This window comes from Enterobacter sp. Sphag1F (assembly GCF_014193275.1).
Classification (GTDB): Bacteria; Pseudomonadota; Gammaproteobacteria; order Enterobacterales; family Enterobacteriaceae; genus Pantoea; species Pantoea symbiotica.
The window spans coordinates 326107-338462 of sequence record NZ_JACHZD010000002.1; the positions used below are offsets into that span (position 1 = coordinate 326107).

Annotated in this window: 11 protein-coding genes; 3 read left to right on the forward strand and 8 right to left on the reverse strand. The window is 57.2% G+C overall.

Features of this window, described 5'->3' with window-relative positions; genetic code table 11:
- From FHW71_RS06970 to ghrA, 3 genes are read right to left on the reverse strand one after another with little or no spacing between them, the layout of a single operon-like run.
- Entirely contained in the window at nucleotides 1–561 is a 561-nt protein-coding gene (locus FHW71_RS06970; RefSeq protein WP_061716780.1) for a molecular chaperone, read from the reverse strand.
- Nucleotides 562–588: 27 nt separating this feature from the next.
- Nucleotides 589–1326: a phosphatase gene (locus tag FHW71_RS06975; protein WP_008102746.1), complete on the reverse strand. Its 738-nt coding sequence runs from the start codon at nucleotides 1324–1326 to the stop codon at nucleotides 589–591.
- Between the two features lie 24 nt (nucleotides 1327–1350).
- A complete protein-coding gene (gene ghrA, locus FHW71_RS06980; protein ID WP_179451210.1) occupies nucleotides 1351–2289 on the reverse strand; it encodes a glyoxylate/hydroxypyruvate reductase GhrA in 939 nt (312 codons plus the stop codon).
- A gap of 208 nt (nucleotides 2290–2497) precedes the next feature.
- On the opposite strand from ghrA, the gene treA reads away from it, so the two are divergent.
- Together treA and FHW71_RS06990 are read left to right on the forward strand one after the other, a co-directional pair.
- Nucleotides 2498–4177 (forward strand): alpha,alpha-trehalase TreA, encoded by a 1680-nt coding sequence (gene treA, locus FHW71_RS06985; RefSeq protein WP_179451212.1) that lies wholly within the window; start codon nucleotides 2498–2500, stop codon nucleotides 4175–4177.
- Between the two features lie 325 nt (nucleotides 4178–4502).
- Nucleotides 4503–6602 (forward strand): TonB-dependent siderophore receptor, encoded by a 2100-nt coding sequence (locus tag FHW71_RS06990; protein ID WP_179451214.1) that lies wholly within the window; start codon nucleotides 4503–4505, stop codon nucleotides 6600–6602.
- A gap of 62 nt (nucleotides 6603–6664) precedes the next feature.
- Here the strand turns inward: FHW71_RS06990 and FHW71_RS06995 are convergent, their stop codons facing one another.
- Nucleotides 6665–6913: a GlsB/YeaQ/YmgE family stress response membrane protein gene (locus tag FHW71_RS06995; RefSeq protein ID WP_008102737.1), complete on the reverse strand. Its 249-nt coding sequence runs from the start codon at nucleotides 6911–6913 to the stop codon at nucleotides 6665–6667.
- A 186-nt stretch (nucleotides 6914–7099) separates the two neighbouring features.
- Between FHW71_RS06995 and FHW71_RS07000 the strand changes: the two genes are divergently transcribed.
- The gene (locus FHW71_RS07000; RefSeq protein ID WP_179451216.1) at nucleotides 7100–7834 is read left to right on the forward strand and encodes a flagellar brake protein; all 735 of its coding nucleotides are present in this window, start codon (nucleotides 7100–7102) and stop codon (nucleotides 7832–7834) included.
- A 65-nt stretch (nucleotides 7835–7899) separates the two neighbouring features.
- Here FHW71_RS07000 and FHW71_RS07005 read toward each other — a convergent pair whose 3' ends face one another.
- The 4 genes from FHW71_RS07005 to FHW71_RS07020 all read right to left on the reverse strand — a co-directional run bounded on the left by FHW71_RS07005 (nucleotide 7900) and on the right by FHW71_RS07020 (nucleotide 12355).
- Nucleotides 7900–9387 carry an FGGY-family carbohydrate kinase gene (locus FHW71_RS07005; protein WP_179451218.1) on the reverse strand — a complete coding sequence of 496 codons (1488 nt, stop codon included), beginning with the start codon at nucleotides 9385–9387 and terminating at the stop codon, nucleotides 7900–7902.
- Nucleotides 9388–9389: 2 nt separating this feature from the next.
- On the reverse strand, nucleotides 9390–10334 hold the full coding sequence (locus FHW71_RS07010) for a transketolase C-terminal domain-containing protein (RefSeq protein WP_154181488.1): 945 nt from the start codon (nucleotides 10332–10334) through the stop codon (nucleotides 9390–9392).
- Nucleotides 10327–11160 (reverse strand): transketolase, encoded by an 834-nt coding sequence (locus tag FHW71_RS07015; protein WP_154194740.1) that lies wholly within the window; start codon nucleotides 11158–11160, stop codon nucleotides 10327–10329. Before FHW71_RS07015 ends, FHW71_RS07010 begins: the two co-directional genes overlap by 8 nt.
- Before the next feature lie 88 nt (nucleotides 11161–11248).
- Nucleotides 11249–12355 carry an ABC transporter permease gene (locus FHW71_RS07020; RefSeq protein WP_008108196.1) on the reverse strand — a complete coding sequence of 369 codons (1107 nt, stop codon included), beginning with the start codon at nucleotides 12353–12355 and terminating at the stop codon, nucleotides 11249–11251.
- Nucleotide 12356: the final 1 nt, after the last annotated feature.

Genomic DNA, 12356 nt, shown 5'->3' on the forward strand with positions numbered 1-12356 from the left:
TTAGGCCTCGTCGCCCTGCTCTTCGTTCAGCTCGTCGTACATCGCCTGAATCGCCTCACGGCTTAGCGCCGCCAGCGTGCGATAAAACGCCGTGGTAGCATGCGCTTCCACTTTGCCGAGGAACGCGCCGCACCACGGCAGCAGATACTCATCAAACAGCGCCAGTTGCGCGGCGGATTCATCTTCCACTGACTGATCTTCCAGCCATGATGCCGCCAGCAGCAGCACGCCAAAGTGATCGGCGGGTGCTTCGCTCAGCGGCATGCCGCGCGCGCTGAGAAATGCACGCACGTCCGCTTCAGCAACCCCGTTCGGCCATTGGGATGCGTACGGCGGCACGCTGCAATCGCTGCCAACAAACAGCGCGTTGTAGTCGGCGGCCAGCGCCTGCGGATCGCTATTCTGCTGCAGGCGCGTCAACAGTTCATCCTGCTCCAGCGGCCACTGCTGTTGCAGTTTGCCTTCACGCAGCAGAGTGAACAGCGGCACCAGCAGCGGATCCTGCGGCTGGCGATTAAACAGCGAGCCGATGACGCGGCAGAGAATGGAAAACTCATTCATGCAACAGAATTCCTTGAGGCAAAAAAGTTAAAAATCAGCAAATTCGGCAATCGTTTTACCGGTGCGCAGTTCGAGGAAATCGAGCAGGCGTCGCGGCGTGACATTTAACACGCGATCTTCAGGAAAATCCACTTCGCTGGTGATGCGCAGGCAGTGTTCGAAATTGCCCAGCGTAAACGCCGTATGCGAATCGGAGCCAAATGCCAGTTTACCGCCGGCATCGCGCACCGCTTCGGCAATAGCGCGACAGTTCGGTTCGCTGCCGAGGCGCGAATGGGTAAAGGAGGAGTTGTTGATCTCCAGCGCCACATCGTAATGCGCGGCGGCTTCGGCTATTGCGCGGATATCCACCGGGAATTTCGGGTTGCCCGGATGCGAAATGATATGCACCAAACCGCCCGCCATCGCCGCAATCATCGCTTCGGTGTGATGCTTTTTATCACGCGGTGCATAAACCGGCTCGTGGAAGCCCGCGACGATCAGATCCAGCGCATCGAGCATCGGGCCGCTGCAATCGATCTCGCCCTGCTGATTTTTGATATTGGCTTCAATACCGCGCAGCACGCCAACGCCATCAATCACCCGCGGCCAAATGCGCATGTTAACGAAGTGCCAATAGTGCGGCGCATCGGCCATATCCGGACCGTGATCGGTAATCGCGAACAGCTTCAGGCCGTTCTTTTTCGCCTGCGCCACATAATCATGCAGCGTGCTGTAAGCATGCGTGCTGGCAACGGTGTGCATATGTAAATCAACGGGATACATCTTCATCTCCTGACCCAATGTGAATTAATAACCGCGCTGGCGATCGACCAAACCACCCGGCTGTTGACCTTGCTCCAGAGCAAGTATGGCATCCGCAATGTAATCCATCGCCTCGGCTGGCAAGGTAATCGCTGCAGTATGTGGCGTGATTGTGACATGCGGATGAGACCACAACGGATGATCGTGCGGCAGCGGCTCGGTCTGGAACACATCCAGCGCGGCGGCGGCCAATTGACCGCTGTTCAGCGCCGCCAGCAGATCGACTTCCACCACATGCGCACCGCGCGCCAGATTAAGGAAGCAGGCACCGTGCGGCAACGCGCTGAGCAGCTGGCTATCAATGAGGTTGGTGGTTTCCGGCGTGGTGGGCAGCAGATCGATCAGCACCTGCGTGCCCTCGAGGAAGGCATTGAGTTGATCGCGGCCATGGAAGCTTTGCACGCCGTCGATGTGCTTCGGCGAACGGCTCCAGCTGCGTAACGGGAAGCCCCATTGACGCAAACTCTCCAGTACGCTGCGGCCTAACACGCCTGCGCCAAGCACGCCAATGGTGAAGTTGTGGCGATCCAAGCCATCGAGCTCTTGCCACTTTGCTTGCTGCTGAAGTTGACGATATTCGGCGAAACGGCGGAACCAGCCCAGCACGCACCAGTTAGCGTATTCCTGCATCTGGCGCGCCATGCCGGTATCTTCGAGGCGGAATAACGGCACGTTGTCAGCCAGCATTTGTGGATTGTCACGCAGCTGCTTGAGGATCTCGTCCACGCCCGCGCCCATGGCAAACACGCCTTTCAGTTGACGCCCCGCCAGCATCTCAACCGGCGGCGAACGCACCACAGCGTAATCGGCCGGCGCGTTGTCGCCCGGCTGCCAGTAACGCACGCGCGCCTCAGGTAAACGCTGATGCAAACCTTCCAGCCAGCCCTGCGGCGCCAGCGACGGGTGATACCAGATAATCTCCATTCGACTCTCCTTTTTTTTGCTTCAGCCTCAGGCAAATAGCCGAACAGGGCAAGCAAAAACCTTAGCCTTGATGCAATTTCTCGCGTGATTAATTCCGGGCGCTTCACATTTCCACCGCTGTACAAGGCTAAGCGGTGCGATTGCGACTAAAGTTGTTCGGGTGGTCAATGCGTTAGCACACCACCTTTTCGGACAAGGAGAAAAACCGATGATAAAAAATGCCGTATTCACGCCCGCGCGTCTGACCTTTTTACTCAGCGCTGCGTTGCTGGCCGCTGCCAGCAACGCACACGCCGACGATCAAAGCCGCATGCTCAGCAACCAACCGCAGCCGCCAGATGTGCGTCTGGGACCGCTTTTCAATGCCGTGCAGCAGGCGAAATTTTATCCGGACCAGAAAACCTTCGCCGATGCGGTGCCGAAATCCAATCCCTCTTCGATTCTGGCCGACTGGCAGATGCAGAAAAGCCAGCGCAACTTCGATCTCAAGCATTTTGTCGACAGCAACTTCACGCTGCCAAAAGAGGGAGACAAATATGTGCCGCCCGCCGGGCAAAGCCTGCGCGAGCACATCAACGGTTTATGGCCGGTGCTGACACGCACCGCGCAAAGTGCCAGTCAGTACGATTCGCTGCTGCCGCTGCCGAAACCTTACGTGGTGCCAGGCGGCCGATTCCGCGAAGTCTATTACTGGGACAGCTACTTCACTATGCTCGGCCTGGCGGAGAGCGGTCACTGGGATCGCGTGCAGGATATGGTGGATAACTTCGCCACCGAACTCGATAAATATGGCCATATCCCCAACGGCAACCGCAGCTACTATCTCAGCCGCTCGCAGCCGCCGTTCTTCAGCCTGATGGTTGACCTGCTGGCAACGCACAAAGGCGACGATGTCTATCGCCAATACTTGCCGCAGCTGCAGAAAGAGTACGATTACTGGATGGCGGACAGCGACAAAGTTGCAGCCGGCCAGGCCAGCAAACGCGTGATTAAACTTAGCGACGGCACGCTGCTTAACCGCTACTGGGACGATCGCGATGCACCGCGCACCGAATCCTGGCTTGATGACGTCAACACCGCGAATAAAGCGCCGGATCGTAATAAGCAGCAGGTTTATCGCGACTTGCGTGCAGGCGCGGCATCAGGCTGGGATTTCAGTTCGCGCTGGTTCACCGATGCGCACAATCTGGCGTCGATTCGTACCACGCAGCTGGCGCCGGTCGATCTTAACAGCCTGATTTTCCACCTCGAACAGACATTGTCTAAAGCGTCCAAACTGGATAAGCAGGATGACAAAGCCAAACAGTTCGCGGCGGATGCCGAGAAACGCCAAGCGGCGATCAATCGCTATCTTTGGGATGACAAAAAAGGCTGGTACGCCGATTACGATTTCCAGAAGAAGCAGGTTCATCCACAGCTGACCGCCGCCACGTTGTTCCCGCTCTATATGCAGGTGGCGAGTGATAAGCAAGCTGAGCGCACCGCGTCCGCCGTCGAAAAACAGCTGCTGAAACCGGGCGGTCTGGTGACCACCACAGTGAATAACGGCCAGCAATGGGATGCGCCAAACGGCTGGGCGCCGCTGCAATGGGTGGCGGTGGAAGGTCTGGAGCATTACAAGCAGCCGAAACTGGCGCAGCAGATTGGTCAGCGCTTCCTGCAGAACGTGCAGGCAACCTATGACAAGGAGCATAAGCTGGTTGAGAAATATGTGGTTGAAGGCGCGCAGTTGGGCGGCGGTGGCGGCGGTGAATATCCGCTGCAGGATGGCTTCGGCTGGACCAACGGTGTGACGCTAAAGCTGCTCGATAAGTACTGCCCGAAAGATAAAACCTGTAATAACGCCGGCGATATCCCGAATATGCCGGTTTTGAGTAGCGCGAAGTAACAAATTTCCTGGTGCGTAACACCGCACGTAACCGTCGTAGGGTCGCCATTCATGGCGACCATTAAACCAGGTGCGCATTAATGCGCACCCTACGAAAACCACGCATATCCGTCGTAGGGTCGCCATTCATGGCGACCATTAATCCAGGTGCGCATTAATGCGCGCCCAACAACCTCATATGCTCGCACGCTACTCCCGCCCTGCCTGTGCATTTTCCTCACAACCCTCTTACAACAAACTCACATCTTGAAACACTCGCGACAAAAGATAATAATTCTCAATCTAATATCGATAGCTATTCCCATTAAAATATCAGGAACCTCTCATGACCTCGCTGTTTACCCTTAACCGTGGCCGCGTTCTGTGCGCGCTTGCGCTGGCTTTACCCGCTGCAAGCTTCGCCGAAGAGTCGATTGTCGTCACGGCGCAACCGCAAGAGAGCGCCACCACGCCGACGCAGGGCTATCTCGCCACGCGGAGCAGCGGCGCCAGCAAAAGCGATCAGCCGCTGATTACCACGCCGCAGTCGATTTCGGTAGTGACACGTCAGCAGATGGAAGATCAGGGCGCGCAGGATCTCAACCAGGCGCTGGGCTACACGCCGGGCGTGTTCACCAACTTCGGCGGTGCCGCCACGCGTTACGACACCATCGCGCTGCGTGGTTTCCACGGCGGCGATGTCGACAACACCTTCCTCGATGGCCTGCGCGTGATGAGTGACGGCGGCAGCTTCAACATCCTGCAGGTGGACAACTGGTTCCTTGATCGCATCGATGTGATCAAAGGTCCCTCCTCCGCGCTTTACGGCCAAACGGTGCCGGGCGGATTAGTGAATATGGTGAGCAAGCGTCCGCAGTTTGCCGAAGAGGGTCACTTCCGCCTGTCGAGCGGCACCAACGCCACCAACAGCGCCGCCTTTGATTACACCAACGCCATCAACGATCAGTGGGCGTTTCGCTTAACCGGCATCACGCGCAACAGCGATACGCAGTACGATCACACCCGCGAAGAGAAATATGCGATTTCGCCACAGCTGATGTGGCAGCCAAGCGAAGACACCAACTTAGTGCTGCGCGCCTATCTGCAGAAAGATCCCTCCGGCGGCTATCACGGTTCGGTACCGGCGGAAGGCACGCTCTACAGCCACAACGGCCGCAAGTTGAGCGACAGTTTCTACGAAGGCGACAGTTCGCTCGATCAGTTCAAACGTCGCGAGCAGATTTACAGCTATGACTTCTCACACCGCTTCAACGAAGTCTGGTCGGTGTACTCCACCGGCAGCTACAGCCACTCGAATACCGATCTCGATCAGGTTTATCAAATTGGCTGGAACGCAACGAATCCTGACCTGCTAAACCGTTACTACTCTGGCGAGCGTTCATCACTGAGCGCATGGGCTAACGACAACCGCTTGCAGGCTGATTTTGCTACCGGCGCGGTTCAGCATCGCGTGACGCTGGGCGCGGAATATCACCGTTATAAAAACGACATCACCGAAGCCAGCGGTGCTGCCAGCGCGCTGAATGCGTGGAGCGGCGAAGAAGTGGGCATCATGCCGGACTTCGACTGGACATCGCAGACGCGCCGCTACTATCAAACCGGTTTGTATCTGCAGGACGAGTTGCAGCTCGATCGCTGGCATTTGGATTTGTCGGGACGCTATGACCGCATTGTGTCGGAAAACGGCACCAGCCGTCGTCAGGACGATCACATCAGCGGCCGCGCCGCGCTGCTGTATGCCTTCGAGAACGGCATCTCGCCTTACGTCAGCTGGAGCCAGGCGATTACGCCGGCTTCGTTAACCGATCCGCAGGGCAATCAGCTGAAACCCACTACGTCTGAGCAATATGAAGCGGGCGTGAAATATCAGCCGGTAGGCACGCGCGATATGTATTCAATCGCCGTGTACGATTTGACCCAGGACGATGTCGCCAACCGTAACGTGCTGGACGGCACCTACACGCCGTCGGGCAAAGTGCATTCGCAGGGCATTGAACTCGAAGCCCGTAATCAGCTGACGCAGCGTTTCAGCACCATCGCTGGCTACACGCTGAACCATCTGCGCTTCAAAGATTCGGTGGACGGTAACGATGGCCATACGCCGTATGTCACGCCGAACAGCATGGCATCGTTGTGGGGACATTATCAGTTTGACTACGGCTTGAGCGCCGGAGCCGGTGTGCGCTATATCGGCAAACAGTGGGCGGATAACGAGAACACCACGCGTCTGCCATCCGTGACGCTGTTTGATGCGTCGGTTCGTGCCGATTTGGGCGCATGGAACTCACAGCTGAAAGGCGCCTGGCTGCAGGTCAATGCCAACAACCTGACCGATAAAAAGTATCTGGCCGCTTGTTATGGCACCGGTTACTGCTATCGCGGTGCCGAACGTACGGTCATGGCTACGGTCGGCTACGACTTTTAATCAGGCATAAAAAAATCCGCCATCCTTTACGGGATGGCGGATTTCATCAAATCTCTATGCTGTTAACTTCGTACTTTGCGGTAAATCCACAGCACCACAATGGCACCAATCACGGCCACCACGAAGCTACCGAAGTTGAAACCGTCAACTTTACCGAAACCAAACAGGGTACTGATCCAGCCACCGACAACCGCACCAACCACACCCAGAACCACGGTGATGATAAAGCCGCCGCCATCTTTACCCGGCATAATCCACTTCGCGATAATCCCGGCAATCAGACCAAAAATAATCCATGAAAGAATACCCATGTACTGCTCCTTACGTTATTAATCAATGTGTTCACCGCCTCTAGTATAGACGGGATTTTATGATCTGCCTCGCAACTTGCTGTAGTAAATAATCTTTAGCTAACTAAAGGTTAGCGCAGCCACGCCGATAACTGACGAACAGCATTGTCAGTCGTGAAAATAACAATCGGATAAGTGGAGCAGGACGTGGGAGAAGCCGATAAAGAACAATACCTCAAGCGAGGCACGTTAGCGGTTTTGGGCGTGATGAAGGATCTGTTGCGTTTTCAAACCCCGTTGATGGTGAATTTTTCGCGCGGTCAGTTTATCAGCCGCATGCTGTCAGCCGATGAAGATCAGGTGATCTTTGACCTTGGCAGCAACGCGCTGGATAACGATTTAGCGCTGCAAGGTGGTGAAGTGAATATCTTTGCCGAAACGCACGGTGCCAAAGTCGAATTTAGCTTAATCGGTTTACAGCGTATCGAATTCGAAGGCTTGCCCGCTTTTGCTGCGTCGCTACCTGAACTGGTGTGGCAGATTCAACGCCGTGAGTTCTTCCGTGTCAATGCGCCGCTGGAGCCGGTTTTTTATTGCCATAGCCAGTGGCCGGATGGAACCACTGCGCGTTTTCGCCTGCAGGATCTGTCATTGGGCGGCGTGGGCGTGCTGCTGGACGAAGCGCTGCCAGAAGGTCTCAATCGCGGCGATACCTTTAAAAAGCTGCGCGTTGACCTGGCTGAGTACGGCCACTTTGAGGTGACGGCACAGCTGCTGCACATTGGTGAGCGCACCATGGTGACCAGCAAGAATGAAACTCGCGTCACACCGCGCCTCAGCTTCCGCTTTACCGCCATCGAACCGATTCAGGAACGCCAGCTGCAGCAGGTGATTTTTGCGCTGGAACGTCTGGCGCGCGATAAGGCCAACCGTTTCCAATAACCCCGAAAGACGTAGGGTCGCCATTCATGGCGACCAATCCCCAGATCCACACAAAACCGCACCCATCAATGCGGCTGATAACGGCAACGCGCCACCGCATCCAGCCAGCCGTGATAATTCTCCTGCATGCTTTTCGCCTGATCTTCACGCGGCGTGATCACGCTGCCGCCCTGCAACGCCTGCATCTCACTGCCCTGCTGCCACCAGCCTAAGGTGCGGCCCGCTAATAGCGCGGCACCCAGCGCTGAAACTTCTGCCGTCGGTACGCGCTTCAATGGCCGCTGCAACACATCGGCCTGCATCTGCATCAACCAGCCGTTTTCCGTGGCGCTGCCATCCACGCACAGCGCAGGAAGTTGCACACCGCTGGCCTGCTCCATGGCAAAAAACACGTCGGCGATCTGGAAAGTGATCGATTCCAGCGCCACGCGCGCCAGCACTTCCGGCGTTGCTGCATCGGTCAAACCACACACCATGCCGCGCGCTTTTAAATCCCACCAGGGCGCGCCGAGACCAGAGAGCGCCGGTACAAAATAGATGCCCTGATTGTGTTCGCTGCGCTGCGCCAGCGCGGTGAGTTCTCGTGGATCCTTGATGCCCAGCATGCGGCCCAGCCACGCCGCGCCGGAACCGGTGTGGGTAATATTGCCTTCAAAGGCATAGCGCAGCGTGCCGTCGTGCCACGCCACCGTGGTGCTGAGGCCATTTTCCGTTAGCAGCGGCGTCGCCATCGACATCATCAGTGACGAACCGGTGCCGTACGTGGCTTTGACCACCTCTTCGCTGCCACTGCGCTGCGCTTGCAACGCAGCGTGCGAATCGCCGATGCGCGACAAAATCGGCGTGCCGGGCGCTAAACCGGGAATATCGTTACGTGTCACTACACCCTGCGCGCTGGCCGAGGGCACAATCTGCGGCAGCGCTGCGCGGGGAATATGGAACAGCGCCAGCAGTTCCTCGTCCCAATCGCCGCTGTGCAGGTTATACAACTGGGTGCGCGCCGCATTGGCATGATCGGTGACAAAGCTTTCGCCGCCACTCAGTTGCCAGCTCAGCCAGCTATCAACGGTGCCGATACAGAGTTCACCGGCCTGCGCGCGAGAAAATCCGTTCGGCAGCGCGGCCAGCATGCCGGTAAGTTTGCCGGCCGGAAACATCGGATCGACCGCCAACCCGGTAAGCCCAGTGATGCGCGGCGCTTTACCCGCCACACGTAAATCGCGGCAAAACGCCTCCGAACGGCGATCCTGCCAGCTGACCAGCGGCGTCAGCGGCTGACCGTTATGTCGCTGCCAGATCAGCACCGATTCGCGCTGGTTGCTGATCGCCACTGCCGCAACTTGCGCACCCGCACACTGCGCCAGACAATCGCTCACCGCCTGTTTCACCGCCTGCCAAATCGCCAGTGGATCCTGCTCCGCCAAACCCGGCTGCGGATGTTCCAGCGTCAACGGCTGGCTACCGCGTGCCACCACGTTGCCGGCACGATCGACCGCAATCGCTTTCGCGTTAGTGGTGCCTTCATCAATTGCCAGTATCACCGAACCTGCCATCTTTACGCTCCTGCACAGATGCGCGCTGCACTCTTCACTACGCTGGCGGCATCAATGCCATGTCGGGCACGGGTTGAGGCGCGATCGCCCGCAATCGCGTATTCGCCATCGGGGATACCCAAACGCAGCAGCGGGATGCCACAGCCGCCTTCCGCCAGCACTTCTGCCACCAGGCTGCCGACGCCGCCGTTGACGTTGTGTTCTTCCACGGTAATTACCGCTGGATAGTGATTTAACAGCTCGCGCAGCTGTTGGGTATCACAAGGTCGAATCGATGGAATGCTGATCACACCTGCTGTAATGCCTTGCTCATGCAGTTGCTCGGCGGCGTGAACCACCTCGTGAACCGTTGAGCCCATCGCCACCAGCACAATGTCATGACCTTCACGTAAAACGTCGATTTGGCCAGGACGGAATTGGTAGTTCTCATCGTGCAGCTGCGGCAGATCTTTACCGTCCAAACGGATATACACCGGCCCGACATGCGCCAGCGCATACTCAATAATCTGGCGGCACTCCAGCGGGCAGGATGGCGCGTAAATTTCGATGTTGCCGAAGCCGCGCATCACCGCAATGTCGTCGATGCTGTGATGGGTGCTGGCGAGTGGACCGTAACTGGCACCGGCATTCAGGCCAAACAATTTCACATTGGTGTTGTTGTAACAGACGTCGACTTTAACCTGCTCATTGGCGCGGGAAACCAGGAACGGCGCGGCGTTACAGGTCACGGCCACTTTGCCGCCAATCGCCAGGCCAGCAGCGGTGCCCACCAGCGTTTGCTCGGCGATACCGACGTTAACCAGCCGATCGGGAAAGGCTTTGATAAAGGGCGCAATTTTGGCGGTTGAGGTGGAATCGGCCACCACCGGCACTAAATCGACGCCGCGATTAACCGCATCAATAAATGCCTCGACCATTACCGTCGCCAGGTGTTTTGCATTACTCATCTTTCAACTCCTCCAGTGCCAACTCAATCTCTTCCCCTTTCGGCACGCGGTGATGCCACTCCGGTTTGCCCTGAATAAAGGAGATGCCGAAGCCTTTTTCGGTGTGCGCCACAATCACCTGTGGCTTGCCGCTGTTACGCGGCAGGTTTTCGATGGCTTCCACCACCGCCGCCATGTCATTGCCGTTGCACTCGCTCACCTCCAGACCAAAGGCGCGCCATTTTTCCGGCAGCGGATCGGTGTTCATGATGTCGCGCGTGTGGCCCGCCAGCTGCAGCTTGTTCTTGTCGTTGATGATCACCAGGTTATCGAGGCCGTAATGCGCCGCCACCAGTGCCGCTTCCCAGTTACTGCCTTCTGCCAGCTCACCGTCGCCGGTAACGACAAAAATACGTCGATCGCTGTTATCTTTCTTCGCCGCCAGCGCAATGCCGACCGCCACCGGTAAACCGTGGCCCAGCGCACCGGTATTCAGCTCAACGCCCGGCGTTTTTTGGCGCACCGGATGGCCCGGCAGATGCGAATCCGAATGCTGATAGGTCGGCAGCCATTCGGTCGGGAAGTAACCGGCTTCTGCCAGCACGCAGTAATAACCGCCCACCGCATGGCCTTTCGACTGGATATAGATGTCGCGTTGCGGATCGTTGGTGCGATCCGGCGCGCAGTTAAGAATGCGAAAATAGAGTGCGGTGAGGATCTCCACCTGTGACAGATCGGCACCGGTATGCCCGCCCGCCGGGCTGCCCGCATTGAGCTGAATGATGCGGCGGCGCACGGCGCGCGCTTTCGCTGCCAGATCCGCTACCGAATATTTGAAAGGATTCATAGACACCTCTGAATTTTAAAGCATGGATGAATATTTATTCGTAATGGAGAAAAAAAGGTGCAGACAATCAGCGCCTGCACCCAACCGATTAACCTTTTGCCGGGCTACCGCCCTCCTCAATCAGCGCTTTCTGCGCCACCACCGCCGCTTTCTGCTGCATGCGGCTCTGCATTTGGTCGATGATCACCGCCACGATAATCACGATGCCTTTGATCACCATTTGCCAGAACTCGCTCACGCCCATCATGATCAAACCGTCGGCGAGAAAGCCGATCACGAACGCACCAATCAGCGTGCCGAGAATGGTGCCGCGTCCACCGGCCAGCGAGGTGCCGCCCAGCACCACTGCGGCAATCGCGTTCATTTCAAAGGAGGTTCCGTTCGCCGGATGGCTGGCCACCAGCTGCGACGACACCACGATGCCGGCAATCGCCGCGCAGAAACCGGAGATGGCATACACCCAGATTTTCACCGACTTCACTTTCACGCCCGAAAGTTCAGCGGCGCGTTCGTTATCGCCAATCGCGTAAACCTGACGACCAAACGGCAGACGGCGCGCGACATAGGCAATCACCAGCGCCAGCAGCACCATCATCCAGATGGCCCACGGCAAACCGAGAAAATAGCCCGCGCCAATCTTGTCGAATCCGGTATTGCCGAGCATTTCATTGCCCTGTAAACCGGGGAAGGTTTCACCGCCTGACGTAAGCATCGCCGTGCCGCGCAGGATGTACATGGTGCCGAGCGTGCAAATGAACGGTGCCACGTTATAACGGGTGATGATCCAGCCGTTTGCCGCACCAATCAGACCGCCAATCAGCAACACAATCGGTACGATCAGCCACACGCTGGGAAAGATGGCGATGCCAAACATCGGCAACACAATGCCTTTGGTGATCAGCCAACCGGCGATCATGCCACACAGGCCGAGTGTTGCGCCGATGGAGAGATCGATGCCCGCCGTGATGATGACAAATGTGATGCCGAGCGCGAGGAAGGCGTTAATGGCGATGTGTTTCACCATGATCACCATGCTGCCCACCGCGAGGAAATCGGGCACCGTGATAGCGAAGAAACCGACAATCAGAAACAGCGCAATAAAGGTGCGCAGTTTGAGCAGCAGCAAAATCAGGCTTTCGCGTGAGTTGAACGCTTTAGCTGGCGATGCGAGCGCGAGCGCGCCGTTGTTTTTCATA